This is a genomic window from Alphaproteobacteria bacterium (assembly GCA_016722515.1).
In the GTDB taxonomy this organism is placed as follows: domain Bacteria; phylum Pseudomonadota; class Alphaproteobacteria; order Rickettsiales; family JADKJE01; genus JADKJE01.
Genome location: JADKJE010000001.1, coordinates 133,907 through 155,545 on the forward strand (window position 1 = coordinate 133,907; position 21,639 = coordinate 155,545).

Annotated in this window: 18 protein-coding genes; 11 read left to right on the plus strand and 7 right to left on the minus strand. The window is 41.9% G+C overall.

Features of this window, described 5'->3' with window-relative positions; all coding sequences use genetic code 11:
- Positions 1-83: 83 nt before the first annotated feature.
- The 5 genes from IPP74_00555 (at position 84) to IPP74_00575 (ending at position 6,234) form a co-directional block, all read left to right on the plus strand.
- Positions 84-1,118: a substrate-binding domain-containing protein gene (locus tag IPP74_00555; GenBank protein MBL0317793.1), complete on the plus strand. Its 1,035-nt coding sequence runs from the start codon at positions 84-86 to the stop codon at positions 1,116-1,118.
- Between the two features lie 2 nt (positions 1,119-1,120).
- Positions 1,121-1,513, plus strand: coding sequence for a hypothetical protein (locus tag IPP74_00560; protein MBL0317794.1), 393 nt, complete (start codon positions 1,121-1,123; stop codon positions 1,511-1,513).
- An 86-nt stretch (positions 1,514-1,599) separates the two neighbouring features.
- A complete protein-coding gene (acnA, locus tag IPP74_00565; protein MBL0317795.1) occupies positions 1,600-4,281 on the plus strand; it encodes an aconitate hydratase AcnA in 2,682 nt (893 codons plus the stop codon).
- Positions 4,282-4,405: 124 nt separating this feature from the next.
- Complete coding sequence (locus IPP74_00570; GenBank protein ID MBL0317796.1) at positions 4,406-5,062, plus strand: CDP-archaeol synthase; 657 nt, start codon at positions 4,406-4,408, stop codon at positions 5,060-5,062.
- On the plus strand, positions 5,059-6,234 hold the full coding sequence (locus IPP74_00575; GenBank protein ID MBL0317797.1) for a 1-deoxy-D-xylulose-5-phosphate reductoisomerase: 1,176 nt from the start codon (positions 5,059-5,061) through the stop codon (positions 6,232-6,234). Before IPP74_00570 ends, IPP74_00575 begins: the two co-directional genes overlap by 4 nt.
- Here the strand turns inward: IPP74_00575 and IPP74_00580 are convergent.
- From IPP74_00580 to IPP74_00600, 5 genes are all read right to left on the minus strand, one after another.
- Entirely contained in the window at positions 6,181-8,949 is a 2,769-nt protein-coding gene (locus IPP74_00580; protein ID MBL0317798.1) for a hypothetical protein, read from the minus strand. The genes IPP74_00575 and IPP74_00580 overlap by 54 nt on opposite strands.
- An 83-nt stretch (positions 8,950-9,032) precedes the next feature.
- On the minus strand, positions 9,033-10,727 hold the full coding sequence (locus IPP74_00585; GenBank protein MBL0317799.1) for a hypothetical protein: 1,695 nt from the start codon (positions 10,725-10,727) through the stop codon (positions 9,033-9,035).
- Between the two features lie 86 nt (positions 10,728-10,813).
- Positions 10,814-11,578 (minus strand): 3'(2'),5'-bisphosphate nucleotidase CysQ, encoded by a 765-nt coding sequence (cysQ, locus tag IPP74_00590; GenBank protein ID MBL0317800.1) that lies wholly within the window; start codon positions 11,576-11,578, stop codon positions 10,814-10,816.
- A 24-nt stretch (positions 11,579-11,602) separates the two neighbouring features.
- Positions 11,603-14,554: an AsmA-like C-terminal domain-containing protein gene (locus tag IPP74_00595; protein MBL0317801.1), complete on the minus strand. Its 2,952-nt coding sequence runs from the start codon at positions 14,552-14,554 to the stop codon at positions 11,603-11,605.
- Positions 14,526-14,741, minus strand: a complete 216-nt coding sequence (locus IPP74_00600) for a hypothetical protein (protein ID MBL0317802.1) — start codon at positions 14,739-14,741, stop codon at positions 14,526-14,528. The genes IPP74_00595 and IPP74_00600 overlap by 29 nt, the downstream gene beginning before the upstream one ends.
- Positions 14,742-14,813: 72 nt before the next feature.
- On the opposite strand from IPP74_00600, the gene bcp reads away from it, so the two are divergent.
- Positions 14,814-15,278 carry a thioredoxin-dependent thiol peroxidase gene (gene bcp, locus IPP74_00605; GenBank protein MBL0317803.1) on the plus strand — a complete coding sequence of 155 codons (465 nt, stop codon included), beginning with the start codon at positions 14,814-14,816 and terminating at the stop codon, positions 15,276-15,278.
- A gap of 9 nt (positions 15,279-15,287) precedes the next feature.
- Positions 15,288-15,914 (plus strand): COQ9 family protein, encoded by a 627-nt coding sequence (locus IPP74_00610; protein ID MBL0317804.1) that lies wholly within the window; start codon positions 15,288-15,290, stop codon positions 15,912-15,914.
- Positions 15,915-16,281: 367 nt separating this feature from the next.
- Here the strand turns inward: IPP74_00610 and IPP74_00615 are convergent, their stop codons facing one another.
- Positions 16,282-17,190, minus strand: a complete 909-nt coding sequence (locus IPP74_00615; protein MBL0317805.1) for a hypothetical protein — start codon at positions 17,188-17,190, stop codon at positions 16,282-16,284.
- Between the two features lie 96 nt (positions 17,191-17,286).
- Complete coding sequence (locus tag IPP74_00620; protein MBL0317806.1) at positions 17,287-18,216, minus strand: cation diffusion facilitator family transporter; 930 nt, start codon at positions 18,214-18,216, stop codon at positions 17,287-17,289.
- A gap of 197 nt (positions 18,217-18,413) precedes the next feature.
- Between IPP74_00620 and IPP74_00625 the strand changes: the two genes are divergently transcribed.
- From IPP74_00625 to IPP74_00640, 4 genes are all read left to right on the plus strand, one after another.
- Positions 18,414-18,920, plus strand: a complete 507-nt coding sequence (locus IPP74_00625; protein MBL0317807.1) for a glycine zipper 2TM domain-containing protein — start codon at positions 18,414-18,416, stop codon at positions 18,918-18,920.
- A gap of 64 nt (positions 18,921-18,984) precedes the next feature.
- Positions 18,985-19,791 carry an enoyl-ACP reductase FabI gene (gene fabI / locus IPP74_00630; protein ID MBL0317808.1) on the plus strand — a complete coding sequence of 269 codons (807 nt, stop codon included), beginning with the start codon at positions 18,985-18,987 and terminating at the stop codon, positions 19,789-19,791.
- 28 nt (positions 19,792-19,819) lie between these two features.
- Positions 19,820-20,902 carry a chorismate synthase gene (gene aroC / locus IPP74_00635; GenBank protein MBL0317809.1) on the plus strand — a complete coding sequence of 361 codons (1,083 nt, stop codon included), beginning with the start codon at positions 19,820-19,822 and terminating at the stop codon, positions 20,900-20,902.
- Positions 20,903-20,968: 66 nt separating this feature from the next.
- Positions 20,969-21,637, plus strand: coding sequence for a hypothetical protein (locus tag IPP74_00640; GenBank protein MBL0317810.1), 669 nt, complete (start codon positions 20,969-20,971; stop codon positions 21,635-21,637).
- The last annotated feature ends 2 nt before the right edge of the window (positions 21,638-21,639 follow it).

Genomic DNA, 21,639 nt, shown 5'->3' on the forward strand with positions numbered 1-21,639 from the left:
TCTGACTTTAAAGAGCCCCTTTCAAAAGATTGAGCCTTGTTTAAAATTGTGATAGAGTGAGAGCCATTCAATTAGGAGATGATATGTTTTCTAAACGGCTTGTTATTTTCTTGATCATTGCATTTAGTGCTCTAGCCTTCGTTTGGTCTTACCGCTTTATGCCTCAAAATATCATTCGAGTTGTTGGCTCATCCACGGTGTATCCTTTTGTTTCCAGCGTTTCCGAATCTTACCATGTAGCCACCTCAGAAAGAACTCCCATTGTTGAACATAATGGAACGGTTGGTGGTATTCAGATTTTCTGTAAAGAAAAAGGCCCCAATTCACCAGATATCCTTAATGCATCGCGTGTTATTTATCCCAGCGAACAAATGCTCTGCAAAAAGAACGGAGTTGAAGATATTCAAGGATTCAGGATTGGTTATGATGGTATTATTTTTGCCAGCTCTAATCAAACTAAGTCCATTTATTCCTTTACGAATCACGATCTCTTTTTAGCTTTATCAGCGCGCGTCCCTAAAGAAGGCAAATTGGTTAAAAACTTTTATCAGAACTGGAAGGAAATTAACCCAAATCTTCCTGACCTTCCAATCAAAGTCTATGGCCCACCAAGCACTTCTGGTACACGTGACGTGTTTATTGAGCAAATGATCACTAAAACCTGTATTTATCTCTCTGAGGCCATTCAACAATATCCTCAACAATATGATCGTATTCGTGAATGTAAAAGCCTGCGTGAAGATGGAAAATATCTTGAAATCGGTGAAAACGACAACGTGGCTGTCCAAAAGATTGAAAATAATCCTACTTCTTTTGCTATCTTTGGTTATAGCTATTACGACCAAAATCGCAGCCGAATTGTCGCCCACCAGATTGGTGACTTTGCGCCAACCTCAGCTAATATTATCAAGGGTGTCTATCCGCTTGGAAGACCACTATTTGTGTACTTCAAACGCTCACGCCTAGAAGAAAAACCTGAACTCAAAAAATTTCTTAAATTCCTGATTCGTGATGAAACCATAGGATCGAGTGGTTACCTGATTGACAAAGGCTTGATTCCTTTAACTGATGAGGAAAGAGTGGATACGCAGCGAGGGATGGAACCATTATTGGAATAAGAATGAAACATTACGATAGGCTCATTGGTTTTTATGGATTTGTTTTACTTGCATTTTTGGCAACACATGCGCAAGCAGAGCATGGATTTATCCCAGACACTCCAGGAAACCAGGAATATACGGATGAAGCTCCTGTGCAGAATAGCACGCGTTATTATTTTCAAAAACGTGGATTAGAAGTTGAAATCGTTGAAGATACCGATGGTACTCAATATGCTTATACTGTCTCAGCTTATGAATCACGTTTGCTTGATGACGGGCTTTACCGTATTTCAAGAGAAATTATTTCGACCTATATTCCCGGCAAGGAAAGGCTACACCAAGGCGATTATGTCATGGTTATTTTAGGTGGGAAAGTAGCCAATTATTATACAGCTGATGATGTGATCTATTAAACATACTCATCTTTTTTTAAGAAATAGCTTGCTATCGTTCATAACTGTTTTACGATGATTATAAGCACATAATTTCAGGAGAGTATATGACCGATAAAAGAGATTCATTACATACACGTTCGACCATGATCGTTAATGGCCGTGAGTATGATTATTACAGCCTTGACAAAGCAGCCCAAGCACTTGGGCTAGATATTGCCCATATGCCGATCACGCATAAAATTCTTCTTGAAAACCTTTTACGTCATGAAGACGGGAAAACCGTTACTGCCAGTGATATCCAAGCCCTTATTCGCCAGGAAAAAGACCGCGAAATCGCGTATCGCCCTGCCCGTGTTTTAATGCAAGACTTTACCGGCGTTCCTGCCGTAGTGGATTTAGCCGCAATGCGTGATGCTATGCAAAGCCTAGGTGGCAAACCAGCACAAATTAATCCTCTTTCAGCCGTAGACCTGGTCATTGACCATTCGGTACAGGTTGATGCTTATGCAACAGACGATGCTTTTGATATCAATGTTAAACTGGAAATGGAGCGCAATGTCGAACGTTATAAATTTTTACGCTGGGGCCAATCAGCCTTTAAAAATTTCCGTGTCGTACCACCAGGAACCGGTATTTGTCACCAAGTTAATCTTGAATATTTAGCAAAAGTAGTTTGGAGTGACACCGAAGGCACACGAACAGTTGTCTATCCCGATACATTAGTGGGAACTGACAGCCATACCACCATGATCAATGGATTGGCCGTTTTAGGCTGGGGAGTTGGTGGTATTGAAGCCGAAGCTGCCATGCTTGGTCAACCTACCGCAATGGTTATTCCCGAAGTAGTGGGCTTTAAATTAACCGGTAAACTAAAAGAGGGCGTTACCGCAACCGACTTAGTACTGACTGTAACGAATATCTTACGTAAACATGGAGTTGTTGAAAAATTTGTCGAATTCTTTGGTGAAGGGCTTGATCACCTTTCTCTAGCTGACCGCGCGACGATTGCTAACATGGCACCTGAATATGGAGCCACCTGTGGTTATTTCCCGATCGACCAGGAAACCATCCGCTATTTGCAGTTAAGTCATCGTGATCCAGAACTCATCAGTTTAGTAGAGGCCTATGCTAAAACTCAGGAACTCTGGCGCGATAATAACAAGCAACCGAACTTCAATGAAGTGCTTGAACTTGATTTATCTTCTGTTGAACCATGTATTGCCGGCCCTAAACGTCCTCAAGATAAAATTGTGCTTAGTAACGTCGCTAACTCAGTCGTCGGACCTACAGGTAAAGATGGTAAACCAGCGATACTCACCGATAAACGTTTTGATGTAGCAGGCAACGATTTTAACATAGGCAATGGCGATGTGGTGATTGCAGCAATCACCAGCTGTACCAATACATCAAACCCAGGCGTCATGTTGGGTGCAGGGTTAGTGGCCCGCAAAGCGGTGGAAAAAGGCCTAACGGTAAAACCTTGGGTTAAAACGTCATTGGCTCCAGGCTCCAAAGTGGTAACCGCTTATTATGAAGCAAGTGGTCTAAACACCTATCTGGATGCGCTTGGATTTAATCTGGTAGGCTATGGATGCACGACCTGTATTGGTAATTCCGGCCCGATGGATCCTGCTATTGAAAAAACAATTGCCGAAAATAATCTTACCGTTGCCTCGGTTCTATCAGGCAACCGAAATTTTGAAGGCCGTATACACCCTCTTACTCAAATTAATTATCTGGGTTCACCGATGCTGGTGGTTGCCTATGCATTAGCAGGTACCATGAAAATTGATTTGGCCCATGATCCTCTTGGCAAAGGGACAGATGGTCAGGATGTTTTCCTAAAAGACATCTGGCCAACAAGCCAGGAAATACAGGACGTTGTAGCTAAATCCATTAAACCGGCCATGTTCGCCGATAAGTATGGCATTGTGTTTGAAGGCGATAAACATTGGCAATCGCTCTCCAGCAAACCAACTGAAACCTATGATTGGGACGATAAGAGTACCTACATCAAAAACCCTCCTTACTTCGCGCAAATGGGGCTTGATATTGGTGTAGCCAAGGATATTAAAGGCGCCTCTATCCTGGCATTACTTGCCGACAGTATTACCACCGATCATATTTCACCTGCTGGATCTATTTCTAAAAACAGTCCTGCCGCGCACTATCTTATCCACCAAGGCGTGCAACCAGCTGATTTTAATTCCTATGGATCGCGACGCGGAAACCATGAAGTCATGATGCGTGGTACATTTGCCAATATTCGTATCCGCAATGAACTGGCTCCTGGAACAGAAGGTGGTTTCACCACCCATATTCCAAGCGGTGAAGTCATGCCTATTTACGATGCCTCGATGAAATACCAGGCCGCAGGAACAGAGCTCGTCATCATTGGCGGTAAGGAATATGGCACAGGCTCATCACGCGACTGGGCCGCTAAAGGCACTAAACTTTTAGGTGTTAAAGCCGTTATCGCAGAAAGCTTTGAACGTATCCACCGCTCTAATTTGGTGGGAATGGGTATTTTGCCACTGACCTTCAAACCAGGAGTTACCCGCAAAACACTTAACTTAACTGGCAAGGAAACCATTGATATCTCTGGGCTGGAGCACGGAATCACCCCACGAATGGATGTCACGTGTACGATCACCCGTGCTGATGGAACCAGCGTTTCTGTACCACTTACCTGCCGTATTGATACCGACAATGAGGTTGAATATTACCTCCATGGCGGTATTTTACATTACACGATTCGCAAATTAATGCGCCAAAGTGTAGCCTAAAAGATCATTCAACAAATCCCCTCCTCTTGAGGAGGGGAAATCCCCTCTTCAAACGTTGACAACCTGAATTGTTCAGAGTAATTTACATGCAACTTATTGTTTACTCTATCAGGCGTGATTTATTATGCTTCAGTTCAACCATGAACTACGTTTACGTATCCTCTCTTCAGCGGTCTTATTACCAGTTGCATTAGCTTCTATTATCGCTGGAGAAATGTGGTTTGCAGCCCTTATTCTGGCTGGAGCCGTTTTAATGAGTTTTGAGTGGAATCAATTGATTACCGCTCGCGGACATATCCCCGAAAAAAGATGGCATTTTGTAGGGATTGCGTATGTAGGCGCACCTTGCCTAGCCTTGCTTTATTTACGTGAACAGGGGCTTCCTATTACGTTATGGTTATTTGCCGTTATCTGGTCACTGGATATTGGTGCTTACTTCACCGGTAAAACATTTGGCGGTCCCAAACTGGCTCCCCAAATAAGCCCAGGCAAAACCTGGACGGGTCTAGCAGGTGGCGTTCTTGCTTCAATGGTTGTTGGTGGATTTATTTCTGTATTCACTGGCGGCAATAGTGTAGAGATGACCATTCTGGCATCAATCCTTTCGGTCATTGCCCAATGTGGTGATCTTTTTGAATCATGGGTTAAGCGGGTTTTTGGCGTGAAAGACAGTGGAAACTTAATTCCAGGGCATGGAGGTATTTTAGATCGTGTCGATGGTCTCGTTCCAACAGCCCCGTTGCTTGCTCTTTATAACCTGATGTTTGGACCACTATTATGATCCAGCCAAAGCGCGTATCCATTCTTGGATCTACGGGCTCCATTGGCCAACATTCGCTTCATTTAATCAAGCAGCACCCTGAGCTCTTTGCTGTTGAATGCTTAACCGCTCATCGCAATGTTGATTTGCTAGCAAAGCAGGCCATTGAATTTAATGCCAAACATGCCGTTATCGCCGATGAAGGGTTATTTGCCGATTTAAAATCAGCGCTCTTTGGCACATCCATTCATGTGAGTGCCGGATTAAACGCCATTGACGATGCCGCGTCAATCCCTGCTGAAGTCGTCGTTGCAGGGATTGTTGGCGCTGTTGGCCTAAAACCCACCATGACGGCTATCAAGCAAGGAACAACCATTGCCTTTGCTAATAAGGAATGTCTGGTCTGCGCTGGCGATATTATGCTTGATGCCGTAAAACACCATAATGCCACTCTTATACCCGTTGACTCCGAGCATTCAGCTATTTTTCAGGTTTTCGATACCACGGATCCCCAATCGGTTGAAAAAATTATTTTAACCGCATCGGGTGGCCCCCTCCTCAATTATCCACTTGAAGCCTTATCTATGGTTAAACCTGAACAGGCATTAAACCACCCAACCTGGAATATGGGAGCCAAAATTTCAATTGATTCTGCCACGATGATGAATAAGGGACTTGAGATTATTGAGGCTCACTATCTCTTTCCAGTTAGGCTTGATCAGATTGATGTCCTCATTCATCCAGAATCCATCATTCACAGCATGGTTCAATATCAAGATGGATCAGTCCTTGCCCAATTGGGTACACCTGATATGTGCACACCACTATCCTACGCGCTTCATTATCCACAACGGCTTGCAGTGAAGAGCAAACGCCTTGATTTGGTTCAACTAAAAACGCTCTCATTCTTTGAGCCCGACCTCAGCCGCTTTCCTGCCTTGACCTTAGCCAGGCAAGCATTGACGGCAGGTCTTCATGCTACCATTATGTTAAATAGCGCCAATGAAGTCGCGGTTGATTTATATCTTAACAACAAGATTCGTTTTACAGACATCACTCTGTTGATTGAATCTTGCCTGCAAGTACTCCCTTCTGATGGCACGATAAGCACAATAGACGATGTTATACATTATAATGAGCTATGCAACATCACGGCTCTTGAAATTGCTCATTCCGGTACTTTTACGTACTAGCTGTACCAGACTGGAAGACTCATTTTGATTCTTTTTTTGACCTTTTAAATCACAATCATTCTTGAACTGAATAAAATGTTGCTGTGTGGGTTTTGCATGGAGCTGTCTTAAATAAATCGCCCCCCTAGAATCAAGTAGCAATCGATTATATTTTTGCATTTCACAATTAAATGCCTCATAAAGCGCCTCATAGGGTATATCGCTGAAATCATTTAATAGGTGTAACGCATGATTGCCTGATTCAAACAATGTGTTATGGGCTATTTCCTTAGTCAATGCCCGATAGAAGCAAAACCGAACTTCGGGGTCATGTAACATGTTGCTTAAACATTCTCGGGAGAGATTTTCATACATAACTGAGTTTAAGAATCGATCCTGTAGACATTTAACGAAGTGCTCATCAGAGCACAAAACAGAGTATAGTAATTGCCTGGCTTTTACCAATTCAGAACCATCTGCAATCATTGCGATTTCACTATATTCCTTAATACTTTTTCTGACCATTTTCCCCAATACCAGAGAGCTCATAAATGTTTTTAAATCATCAACAAAAGATAGCTGACAGAGCATTTCAACCATAGGCTGGACAAGCTCAGAACAATATAAAAATTCATTATTGGCAGAGAACTTGGCTTTATCCAAAACCTTTAAAAATTGTCGATAATGAGCCGAAGCCTTGTTTGTTTTAATGTCATCATGAATCACTTGCAGGAGTAATGACAACGGAAGACCGCGCAAGCAAAGCCTTTCCAATCCAAGAAGGCCACAGGCTTGGTCATGTTCAATCAAAAATTGAGCAAAATCATAGAGTAATTGCCCCTGTTCTATCACGGATGACCACTTGTGCTTGCCTTGAGTATACGATACTAACCATCGCAACGAGGGGCACTCAGCCATCCAAGTAAAAGGGGTATTTAATTCAATATTAATAATCGCACTTGTATTATCCCTAGACGAATGATGCTGAGATGCGTTCCACTGCGGGTACGCACGCAACATAGAACCAACGAGCTGTAGAACCGTTATATCGCATTTAAGATTGGTCTTTGCCAACGCTTGGCCCAGTGTTGTAAGAGGGATACGGATGTTTAAATGCATCGTCCTGTAAATAGCATACAACAAGGAACGCGGCGCTAACATGGCATATTGTATATAAACATCAGCATGTTGCGCAGAATTCTGAAATGATGCAATAACCAGATGAGCCAATGCCTGTTCATATTGTTGTTGCTTTTCTTCATTCATAGGACACATTGCTAGATGCTCGCAATGACTGTTAAACCAGTTTATTAACGCATCATCCGCAATGGGAGAATTATTTCTGGTTTCCATTTCCAAAACATTGATAATAGCATCATGTGTGATGACTCCAGTTGCAAGCAACTTCCGTAAACTAACCAGATCCATTAGAAATCCTAAATTCTCATAAGACTGCACTAACAATGAATTGATACGGGCATTTTCAACGTTAGTGAGTTCATTCTGTAATCGGTAGCGCATCATATAATCGATACATGACCTGATAATGGCAGATTGATTGAGCGGCTTTACTTGAAAGAGTGCATAGGAGTTATAATCAAATGGAGTATTGATACAATATGTTATCATATCTATAAAGAAAGAAGGACGCTCATGCTCTAAACATTTATAAAAGCAAAGCGTATTATCCTCTGCCAATATATTTAACATGTGTTTTATACGCATAAATTTATAATTCAGTGGCCATGACGGGACACCGCCAACACTTTCTAAAGTCTGGTCAAGCGACCTTTGATTGGTAATCTGCGCTATAAACCAATGCGCTGCCGTAACATTTTGTATGATTAATTGGGGATGAAGCAATAAATAATAAGGATCTGATGAATAGGTAATAAGCTTATCTGCCAGATCATATTTCTCCACATCCACCATGTCTAGAAGCGGCTTGCAAAGCATTTCTGGTGCTAGAGATCCAACAATGTTGTCCTTTTCTAAATATGTACATATTCCTTTCAGCATTTGAAATTTGCACAGTATAGACGATTGATTATCCGAAGCAATTTCATGATAATAATTGAATAATATTTGAGGAACTGAATATTCTTTTCTATCAGAGATAATGAACCAATCAGGATGAATTTGTTTAGATTGCATCAATACGACCGCTTCACACAAAGAGTGGTTAAATAATAGGGCTAATTCAAGGCTATCTACACACTTATACTTAAGTAATAAAAAATGCTTCTTTTGCATCTTAAATGATTTACCGAATTCTTTAACCATAGTCACATTGACATCTTCAATAAACACTTTGTGAACTTCGGAAGATAATTTACTCCAAAGAAAATCAAACTGTTTATGATTCAATTCCGCAAAATTAACTAATAATTCAAAATAAAGAATTGGAGATGCTAGCTCAGCAATTGCCAACTCGGCTAAGTCATTCAGATTTTCAGAAATGGCTAATCGAAATATAAACAAACGGCACTGAATGAACCTTTCCAATGATTCCTCCGATAGTACGTTCGCCGCTGAAATTGGCGAACAAACAAACCGATTCAGTAACCATATAAATTTATGATACTCTACCGAAAAGCGACTGTGAATGCTGTTTTGATTTTCGGCCGATAGATCTTCGCAACATTCTATAAATAAGCGATAAAAAGAGGATGGAGGCATACAAGCCAGTATCAGATTTGCTAATTCAAACTGATAAGCATCAATACTAGCTACCATGGCTGGATACAATTCAATGTATCGATCCACCTGTTGATGGTCATCATTGAGCTCATTCTTAAAATGAAGAAATAATTCCTTGGCTAGCTGCCCTCCCCCCTTGCTAGGGCAATTTTCATTCCTTCACTTATATCTCTACTCCTGATAGGCGAATGATTATCTGCTAGTAGCGCCTTGACCTCCGCACGATTCCCCCATCGACACCATTGCCAGAAAATAAGCTTATAATTTTCGGTATAAAAAATCATATCTGAAGAGGGTACTTTCGCTTTCAATTGCACATAAAGAGATTCTCTTCTTTCTGTAGCTGCCCATCTTAGACATAGATTCATATGTTCCAGCGCACCAGCCCCATGTTGAATTAACATAGCAATGGCAAGTAGTTGCTCATCTGTAATACGCTCTTTTTCCTCCAGCCTGCCGCAACCAAGCTTGAATGCCTCCACTAAAATATCACTTTCATCCCAACCAAGCTGTCGAATTCCGATGTTGATTTTCTGTGACTGCATAAGCTCCACTAAAGTCGTAATCACCTCACTTCTTTGGTGTTCAACGGCCATTAATAAACAATGTGGATAATAGAGATAGCCATGTTCAAAGTACGAAAATAGAAACCGTATAATGCTGTTACGGTTATAACGCAGAGCGGCTTCTAATGCATCTAAAACACCCGGCTTAAGAACAAGTTTATCTTGCCTATCTTTCGCATGCCTTTGTACAACGTCTGCTTTTAATAAGCGGGCTATAGGCTCCTCATATCCAAGCCCCATACAAACCGTTAGTATGCGTAGATAATGTTCCTCGGTCTGGCATCCTGGGAGCATCGCCATCATGCTATTAAACAAAAGTCCGTCTGCTTGTTCACATTGAATCGAACGATCTCTATCTGATTGTAACATCACCTGTTCAAGATAAGAGCCCAGTAAAAGCGGATCATCCTCAAGGCACTGAACGATAAACTGCGATGACTGTCCTAATGTTCCAAACAACTCAACATGGTCTAGGCATAGCGTAAACAAATTAATTAATGAATCATTTAATACTAATTTAAAATAATGATCTCTATCAATAAACTCTAACACTTTCTTTTGATTGGGCAACACAATGCCTATCAGGAGAAAAGCTTCAACCACATGGCCTAGAGTCATTAAATTATTTAACTCTGTTTCATAGAATTCTGCTTTCTTGAGAAACCGTTCTTCATACTCATCACGCTCAGACGATTTTAGGTTGGTAATCCGTTCCTTTTCCATCCAAACGTCAGCCAATGTACATGGCAAAATTAACCACGCATTGGCTTGCATCACATTATTGGCAATAATGCTGTGATTATGGATCGTATCAATAGCTAGTATAGACGACTGACTTAAAGGCGCCCCAAGCAGTTCCTGGGAAAACTCGTCTAGACAATCCAATACTGCTTTTCGATAGGCCTCACCCGTAACCATCAAATCAATTTGAACATGAGGGTTATTTTTATAAACAGCTCCCCTTAAAAGATATTCTTGAGATTCTGGACCAAACCACATTAAGTCGCATAATTGTCTGATAGAACTCAAATCATCCATGACAATAGTATTTTTATTATGGAGGTTTAGTCCTCTGAAATACCAATACTTAAAATCGTGAACAGTAGCCGACCTCAAAAAACAAAGCCATGCTTCAAGTTGACGGTGGTTACCGCCAGATAATTGCTTTATAAAATCCTCTTGAACCTGGAGATTATAAAGAATCATACTCCGGTCAATTGGCTTAATGTCATCTATTATTTGCTTCATAGCGGTATGAATACAATAGAGATACCAACCATTCAACTGAATTTTATATTAAATTAAGTGAATTAATTAAAAAATATTCACCATTTTCATTTATAACCAATAGCAATAAAAAATGGATTTAATAATTGTAAACCACTATACGTAAGTGGATAATGTGTTTGGGCATGAAACACTTGTCCACCGGCCGCCATCAACACGGCATGGCCTGCTGCAGTGTCCCAAATACACGTTGGGCCGAAACGAGGATACACATCGGCTTTCCCCTCGGCAATCATGCAAAATTTTACTGAACTCGCCACAGAAACTTTATCTGCTACCTTAGGAAGTGTTTCAATATAAGCCATGGTTTGTTCATCTGCGTGAGAGCGGCTGGCAACCACAGTTACACCTTCTGCCGGCACATCCCTGGTTTTAATTTTATGGGCACTACCACTACCTTCTTTGCGATAAGCCACACCGTCTTCGCCGACATAATAGGATATCTTCATGGCAGGCACCACAACGGCTCCACCGATCGGTGTACCATTTTCTATGAGAGCAATATTAACAGTAAAATCACCTTTTTTTAGGATAAAACTTTTGGTCCCATCCAACGGATCCACACACCAAAATAACGGATAATCTATGCGAAGAGGATCACATTCCTTTTCCTCAGATATCACCGGAATATCAGGTGTAAGTGCTTGGAGTTTCTCCAGAATATAGTGATTAGCGGCAATATCAGCTGCCGTCACGGGTGAATCATCTTCTTTACGCATGACATCAATCACGTCTTGATAATAGGGCATGATGATCTCACCTGCATCTTCAGCAATCGATAAAATCTTTAGAGCATAGGGTGAATAAAGCATAATGAGTCATCTTTTTAAAAAATGTTATTGAACGATATCAAACAATCCACGTAAAAAACCAGGCGTGAGAATCGATAAAGGATTAACCGAAACTTTAGCATCGTCTCCAGCGCCCTTCAGCGTATAGCGTGCCGCAAAAAGTCCTTCTCCCTTGCCACCGACTAACAATTCACCAAAAATAGGGATATTCCCAAAAATGGAATTCACTGCATACGCTGGAACTAAATTGCCGTTTATGGCTAAATAATCGGTTCGCGTATCGATCGTACCATCCATGGTAATCCCAAGGGCTGAACCCGCCGCTTTAGCATTCGTAATGGTGAGGATGTCCCCATTTAAAATAAATGGCAGGGTTAATTTTTTAAATGACACACCATTACCTTTGAGCGCATCGGCAATGCCCGTATACGAACTCAGGGTTAAAATTTTGGCTAAAATAGGAGCACGCAAGATTTGGAAATCTGTAATCGTCAAATTTCCCTGTGCCGTTGCAAGGGCCGGCTGGCGCTTCATATCCAGATCCATCTTACCAAAAAAGAGGTTTTTATAAATATCAAGGCCCCGGAGTAAGCTACCCGCATCATCGGTCTGAATATTGATTTTTGCGTTATTATCCACTTGGCGATAATCAATAGAAAGTGGCTTCTCTCCAAAGAAAGCACCTTTTGCCATAATGGAGTTGCAGCGAATCTGGTCACAGGTGCTAACCACTTCCAAATCTTGAATTGCAACATTATTTTTCATCTGTAAGCGCTTGGTTTTTAAACTAAAAGATAACATGGGGTAGTCGCTGCGCTTATTGGATTGTTTTTTAGAAACCAAATCGCGAATATTGACTTTACTCATATCAATTACACTGGCATTGGCTACTACAGAAAACCCATTATCATAGAATTCCAAACTTGCGTTGCCGCGTTGTTTATCCGCTGTGATCTCATCAAAAATTAAATTCTTCAAACGATTATGTACCGGGTCCATAATCCCGCGGCCCGATGCCTTAATACGTCCCAAATTTACTTTAATCGTATTAATCGCAAAAGGGTTTGTCCCTTGTTTGGTTGCCAACATTTCAAGCGTTGCTGCCTCACCTGCGTTCTTATGGTAATTGATGGATGGCAAATCAATAATGGTTGGCTGCAAATTGGCGCGTGCATCAATATCAACATTATCACCTCGCATCGTATAAGCAATAGCCACTGGCGTACTTTCAGAAAGGAATGATGGTGCCGTAAAGCCAAATGCATTCACATCACTAGGATAAAGGTTCGTTTTGAATAAAAAACGCGCGTCATACGGCACATTTTTGCCAAAGAAATGCTGCATATTCACGTCAACATCCAAGTGGTTAACATCGATATTTCCTTTGATCTTGATACCATCTTTATCAAGATTCATCAGCAGCTTTCCTTCGCTTAAATTCAACTTGTCAAAAACATTCGATGCCCCAACCCCATTGATCTGTGATGTTACCTGATAGGTCGTAGCCGTGGCAATATCAGGAGCTGTGGTGGGTATAAGGACATTAAATTCACTAACAGCCTGCCCCACTAATTTATTTTTCTTAAACAGGCTTCTAACCATTGAATTTTCAGAGACACTGCTTGGAATAAAAATCTGAGCATCGGTCATTGGACCTTTGCATTTACCGTGGATCACCACATCTGTTTTATCCTTATCAAAATAAGGAATTTTAATCTCCGCATTTTCTAGCTCTGTTTTACCTAATGTTCCCTGCGATACTTTTATATCCAGCCCATTATCAACAAATCTCAAAATGCCAGAAACATGACTGACAGGTGGAACATTATCCATAAAGGATACCTGGCTTCCATCGATATAAAGCGCTGCATTGAAGAAATTATCAGGCAGTTTATTTCCTTCTTTAAAATAGGATTTTTTTAACGTGATTTGAGCTGCAGCTTTTGTGATATGTCCTTGTTTAACGTTATGAGTGACCCATTCCCTGGCGTGGGGAACAACATTAACTGGCCAGTAATTTCCTAAATCATTAACAGGAAATCCTTGTAATGCGGTATTGATGACATACGTAGAGTCATCCGCAATAATCCCATCCCATTTACCTGATACATACACCAATTGTGAACCAATCATAAGATACATTTCTTTGAGATTAAGCGTATTAAGATCTTTACTAAATTCAGCTTTACCTCGCATATTTGAAATGGCCATAGGTGTTTCGAAATAAGCTGGATCTTTAATTTTACCCTTCCCGTTTGTTATCGCTACCGTAGCGCTTTTAATCACACTGTTGACATCCGCCTGAATTTCTATTTTACCATCAATATCAAAATCCGCCTGTTGCAACATGGTAGGCCTGGGAATGAAATGATCTAATGAAACCAATGATAAATGATCAAAATCAACCATTAACGAAATCCCTTCATTTCGGGGAAGTGTGGCTTCCATATGAAATTCATCTTGATGTTTCTTACTACCTATTGAGGCCTGGCATAACACCACGGGATCTTTTTGTGATAAATCCAGCTTACCCACAAATTTGGTAATGGTAAGTGGCAAGAACCTATCCTTTAAAGGGATCTGCAACCTTGCATCATACGCTTCCAACGTAATATCCTTGGCACCTTCAAGATCAATAGAATTAATAAGCTTGGCCGCTTTACCCAATCCAATGGCAATATCCTCCATGATGAACGGCATGGGTGGTCCGACAAAATTTTCCTGAAACATGTGCACATCAGGACTATTGAAGACGATAGCCGATGGCCTCCATCTTCCTGTTAAGAGATGGAATAGTTTAAAATGCAGTGAGATATCAGGAAACGTTGCAATATTTTGATCCTCACCAATACGTTTAAACGTCACATATTTGGCATCAATTTTAATTGGTTCAGAAAAAGACTCCCAGCCCATATATGTCTGCCGGATGCTGAAATGATAATTCTTTTCAAATTTGTTTAACACGTTTTCACTGTAATTGGCAAGGTAGGGCACCATGTGCGGCCCCGTCACCAGCCAGATGACAACACCAAGCAATGATGACATAAATAACACGGATAAAAAGGCTGTCACATAGAGCAGCCATCGATGAACTCGCATAATGTGCGGGATCAGAAAACGCATAGATTACTTTTATCCCCTCGTGTGATTCAACTAGTTCTTGCAACACCGTATATTCAATCATAGAATACCTTCACGTTCACGTCATTAGTAAAATGGTGGGTTGCAAAAAATTCATATTAAAAAAGGATCGGTTATGCCAGCATTAAATGTGGGAGACAAAGCTCCACTTTTTGATCTTCCAACTTCTGGTGGAAAGCGAATATCGCTCGTTGATCTTGTAGGAAAACATGTCATACTTTATTTCTACCCTAAAGATGACACCCCTGGCTGTACGCAGGAAGCCAAAGATTTCAGAGATCATATCGATGCTTTTGACAATGCCGGTGCAATTATACTTGGCGTGTCCAAGGATCCCGTTAAATCCCATGATAAATTTAGTGAAAAATATTGCCTGCCTTTCCCACTTCTTGCCGATGTGGATGGTACCCTTTGCGATGCTTACGGCGTGTGGGTTGAAAAAAGCATGTATGGAAAAAAATACATGGGAATTCAACGGGCTACGTTTCTTATCGATCAACGTGGAAACATACAAGAAATTTGGCCTAAAGTCAGCGTCACTGGACATGTAGAAGCAGTCCTTAAAGCAGTTCAACAATAAGGCTCACCTATGTCAGAAATAAAAGACAGGATTCTTTCTAAAATGCTAGCGTTGGCCCCAACAGAAGGATGGAACAACCATACGTTGGAAATGGCGGCCCAGCAATTAGGTATGGATCCTAAATTTGCGTTTGTTGGATTTCCAGAAGGCGCAACGGAAGCCATGGTTTATTATATGCGCCAACTTGATACCAACATGATTCAGGCCTTTAATAAAACCAATGCTGCCGACAAACGTGTCCGCCAGAAAGCCATCGAGCTTATTTCTATTCGTCTTGACCTTTTAAATAAGCACAAAGATGCCGTTAAAGCCATCCTTCAATTTACTATTGTTCCCTCACATTCTATCACCAGTGCCGAATCGCTCGCCACGACCTGCGACGTCATGTGGAAAGCAATCGGTGATACCTCAACCGATTTTAATTATTACACCAAGCGCTTTCTCCTGGGAACAGTCTACAGCTCTACGCTTATGTATTGGATCAAAGACGAATCCCCAGAATATGCAGAAACTCGGCGCTTCCTGGAAAACAGGATTGAAGAATTATTTTCCGTTGTTCGTAAGAAAAAAAGCCTAATCGAAGGGACATCCTCTTTTATCAACAAAGCGTTTGAGAAATTTAACAAACGTAAATAAACAAGCCTAAAAGGTGGGGATCTTCCCATCATACTCAACATCTTTTTGATTATCTGTTTTGATAACAAACATCATAGGGTGTTGCGCATCATTTTCACCGGATGATTGACGTTTAAGGCTTCGGCTAACTTAGATAATTGATTTATAAGTAATTTAATATCATCGCTGACTGACATTCTGTTTTGTACTTCCTCGTTACCAAAAAGTGATTCTTCTGTCTGAGATAAATCTACCTATTCACATGGCCACTTTATTTCAGAACAAGCCGCTGATAGGCTTATTATCCTAAAAAGTGCAGTTAAAACTATCACCCCAGCCATACGCCACCTCAGCTCAGCGTCGAAACCAAAAGGGATAACAACAATTTTTATCGCAATTGCGCAATAAACTGCATTAAATTTTTCAAAAACACACTTTCTGGAGGCAAGAACAAGATCCCGCCATGTTTGCCATACGCGTAGCGTATATCCTGGTCAAGCCTGGTTAACCCATCCATCGGCACCGCTAAACGGTCGCCTTTGGCAATCGAATGAAATAAGTCAGCTAGGTCTGCATTGGTTGGCATGAGTGAAATATAATCAGGCGATGGCTGTCCTTGGATATTGGTTATTTGTCCATGCCTGGCTGAATAGAATCCAAGATCAATCAACTGCAAGAGTATTTTTTGAAGAATAGAATTGCCTTCCTCACCATCGGTTGAGGCTGCCTGCCCAGTAAAATAAAGACGCAAATGCGGCTTAACAAAATGAATGTGAATATTGGGCGTATAATGCTGATCTCCATAAACAACCCAGCCTTTTGTCGGAGGTGCTATCCACCCAGCGAGCGATTCGCTCTGGATAAAATTTAGCTTCTCACACATATTCATGACGGCTCTATAATCAATCGACAGAGAATTAACTTCCAAAAAATCTCGGTTGATATAAACCATAAACTTTAAAAAGGAATCTTCGGCCGGAAATGATATAATCACATGATAAAAGCCATCACTTGCTGGAATGATATTGGGCTTATGCTCATAGAATGTACTGGTTTTTGATTCTTCAATTTCATCTGGATGATCTTTATCGACATCCATATGTATTAAAAAACCGCATTGCTTGGATAATTTTTTGAGGAAGATATGCGACTCCTGCGCCATCCTGCGATCACTAAAAACTCCTTCCAATGAAGGGATCATATCCCCGTTTTCACCAGCTACCACATTGAATTTGCAGCCAGTCAGAGTCGACAAATGTTGGGCCAGTTCCTGACCCTCCTTACCGTATGTAGCCATTGCATCCTCCACTTCTACACGCTTGTACGCAAGAGTGTCCAAATGACTATTATATGCCCTTTCTGTTAACAGCACGTTAATCGGTAAGCCCTGCGTCTAGCCTGGGTAGTTCATCGATTTTACCTGCTCAAGCTGAGGCGGCAAAGGCTCAGGCTGTTCGGGGTCATGATGGATAAGGACTTCCGCCCGCGGATAAAGGGATAATACCCTAGCTTCAACGGCATCGCCAATAACATGGGCATCAATCAAACTAAGTGTCCCTTCTAATTCGAGATGAAACTGAATAAAAGGAGTGATACCTGCGAAGCGCGTTCTTAAATCATGCACCCCTCTTACACCTGGGATGGATATTATTTCTTCCATAATTTTTCGGCGCTCTTCATCTGGTAATTCCTTATCCATAAGATTGTCGAATGCTCGTTTACCAATACCCCAAGCAGAATAGGTTATGTAAACAATAATAATCAACGATACGATCACATCAACAATAGAATGAACGCCAAGCATTGATAACCCTAATGTCAGCATAACCAGGCCATTGACGATGATATCCGTAAAATAATGCAGCGAATCAACTTCGACTACTTTTGAATGGGTTACTCTCGTCACATAACGTTGAAAAATAACCAATCCCAGTGTAAAGGCCGTAGCAAAAATCATGACAATGAGTGCCATACCTTCATAATGGATAGCTACCGGTTGAAAAAAACGATGGAATGACTCAACACCCACAAAAAATGAAGAACCTATAATAAATCCCGATTGCACCAAGGCAGCTAAATCTTCAGCCTTACCATGCCCAAATCGATGATCATTATCGGCTGGCCTTAGAGCATAATGGGCTGCAAGTGCATTAACTACTGATGTCACAACATCAAAAACCGAATCAATCAAAGACGTCAGCACCGTCAATGAATCACTCATGATCCAGGCAAACAATTTTCCAATGATCATCAACATAGCAAGTGTCACAGAAGCATAGGTAGCCCACCTTATAAGACGGGCCTGAAGAGGCGAATGGGTCATAGAAAACACCAGAGAATAGTTGGTATCCCATTCTAGTCTATTCACCCATAACCAGCAACTTAGAAAAGGACCTTTTAGAAATATCATTGAAATTCAGCAGCCAGGCACTTAATGGTCTGTGATAGCTAAAAAAAACTTTGTACAAGCTTTATGAAGTATGGTATATGTATGCAATGTTTAACCTATGAGGTGTACTAATGAATATCATAAATAAATTGGCTGTTATCAGCGCTTGTTCTATCGTGACATTATCAGCTTTAAGCGGATGCGCAGATAACGGACAACCAGGGGGAAATAACTACTTCTCTAAACAAAATATAGGCACCGTTTTAGGTGGTGCTGGCGGTGCGGTTATTGGATCGAACATTGGTAAAGGCCGCGGCCAGATCGTTGGTATTGCCGCAGGTACACTTTTAGGAGCAGCACTTGGTAATACGATAGGTGCATCACTTGACCGCGCTGATATGCAATATTATAATAACACCTCTCAGTCTTCATTAGAGAAAGCGCCGACTGGCACAACTCAAACATGGCGTAACCCTGATTCTGGTAACTCTGGAACCATTACTCCCGTTCGCACCTATTCTCAAAATGGTCAATATTGCCGCGAATACACACAGACTATTACTGTGGGTGGGAAACGTCAGGAAGGTCATGGTGTAGCATGCCGTCAGCCTGATGGAAGCTGGCAAATCCAGCAGTAATTTTGCGGAAGCAGGAGTAAGGAATATGGTAGGGGACGATAAAATCACTGTCATCGGCAACCTTATGAAAGGTAAGCGCGGTTTGATCATGGGCGTTGCCAATGACAAATCGATTGCCTGGGGCATTGCAAAAGCACTGTGCGAACAAGGAGCAGAGCTGGCCTTTACCTTTCAGGGTGAAGCCTTAGAAAAAAGGGTTCGTCCCCTTGCCGCTTCAACCGGTTCTGATTTTCTTATTCCTTGTGACGTCACTAGTGACGAGCAGTTGGATAATGTATTTGCAGAGCTAAAGACTCGGTGGGGAACCATCGATTTTCTGGTTCACGCCGTTGCCTTTGCCGATAAGGAAGAACTCAAGGGAAAATATTTCAATACGTCCCAGGAAGGCTTTACTAAGGCATTGCTTATCTCGTGTTATTCCTTTACAGCCATCGCCAGGCGTGCGCAACCAATGATGCCTGATGGTGGCAGCCTCCTGACACTCACCTATCTGGGTGCAGAGAGAGTTATGCCACATTACAACGTCATGGGCGTTGCAAAAGCAGCGCTTGAAACAAGTGTCCGTTATTTGGCAGTAGATTTGGGTGAATATAATATTCGCGTTAATGCTATTTCTGCAGGCCCTATTAAGACTTTAGCTGCATCAGGCATTGGTGATTTTCGCTACATTCTCAAATGGAATGAATATAACGCACCGCTCAAAAGAAATGTAACCATCGAAGACGTTGGCGGTTCTGGTCTTTACCTCCTTAGCAATTTAAGTTCTGGTGTGAGTGGTGAAGTACACCATGTTGATTGCGGGTACCATGTAGTAGGTATGAAAGCCGTTGATGCTCCAGATATCTCGGTTGTCAAAGATACTGTCACTTAAGCTTATACAGGATTGTCATTGTTAGCCTATGTCCCACAATAGTTTTGGAACCTATTTTCAGTTTACGACCTGGGGCGAAAGCCATGGAGAAGCGATTGGCTGTGTTGTCGATGGCGTTCCTTCCCTGATTGAATTAAGTGAAGCTGATATCCAACCTTTTCTTGATAAACGCAAACCAGGTCAATCCCGTTTTACGACGCAGCGCCAGGAATCGGATCAAGTAAAAATACTCTCAGGTGTTTTCGAAGGCAAAACAACTGGGACCCCTATCAGCCTTATCATTCATAATGAAGACCAACGCTCCAAAGATTATGGTGACATCAAAGAAAAATTCCGTCCAGGACATGCTGACTACACCTATCAAATGAAATATGGTATCCGTGATTACCGCGGTGGCGGGCGTTCCAGTGCCCGTGAAACGGCGATGCGGGTTGCCGCAGGCGCTATCGCCCGAAAAATTCTAGGTGATTCCATCCGCATCCGTGGTGCACTGGTACAACTGGGTACCGAAAAAATAAATCGCAACCATTGGGATTGGAATGAAACCAGTCAAAATCCCTTTTGGTGCCCGGATAAAAGCTGCGTAAACCAGTGGGAAGAATATCTTGATTCGGTCCGCAAAAGCGGCTCCTCAGTTGGCGCCATTATCGAAGTGGTTGCAGAAGGTGTTCCCGCAGGCCTTGGTATGCCCATTTACCGCAAACTGGATTCTGACCTTGCCACGGCCATGATGTCTATTAATGCTGTCAAAGGGGTAGAAATTGGTGCTGGATTTGAATCTGCATCACTTCCTGGTGAAGTCAACGGTGATGAAATGCAGATAGGTCCGGAAGGTCAGGTTGATTTTTTGAGCAACCACGCTGGAGGTATTCTTGGTGGTATTTCCTCTGGGCAACCTATCGTGGTTCGCTTTGTAGTAAAACCAACAAGCTCGATACTCACCCCTAAAAAAACCATCGATATTCATGGCCATAACACCGAAATCCTAACCAAAGGCCGACACGATCCATGCGTTGGCATTAGGGCTGTACCTGTTGCCGAGGCCATGATGGCATGCGTATTAGCAGATCACTTTCTGTTAAGAAAGATCGAAACAAATAAAACCGTTTAAATATATAATCATTTAAACAAATATTTAAATAATTATAATTTATAATGATTGTAATGTGAGGTGAATATGCTCAAAAAAATAATTATTATGTCTTTGATCCCAGCGGTCATGTTATCAGCATGTGCCGACCCCGTTATAATCCATTACGGAGTTACTGGCCCCTTGGCCTGCTCCCATATAGAAACCGAGCTTCAATCGGCCCGTCTGGCATTGAAAGAATCAAAGAGAGAAGATAGCTTTAAACTTCAGTACATTTTGATCGTTCCAGCTGTTGTATCCATTTACAGGATGAATAAAGCAGAAACAGCGGCTCGCAAGCGTATTGACGAGTTAGAAGGTCTTTATCAAAGACAGGCATGCAATTCGCAAAACTCAGGCATTCCGACCCCACGGTCTCCCTATGGGACTCAAGGTACTAACCAGCCAACCATGATGGAACCCCAATCGCTTGCCCCGATGGCTCCCCCTACCCCAGTGATGCCAGCCTTTCCAAATTCACCCGATCAGCCCGGTATGGGACAGCCAGCAATGCCATCGAACCAATCTCCACAAATGCCCTGGCTAAACCAGCAGCAACCAGGCGGAATGCCTATGCAGCAGCAAGGCATGGTGGCTCCGGGAGGATACCCTAATAATGGGCAATATAATCAGCAACTCTTGCAACAACCTCACGTGATGCAGCAGACTCCTAACCCGATCCCATTGTGGCAACGTCCGCAGTTTGACACTTACTAATG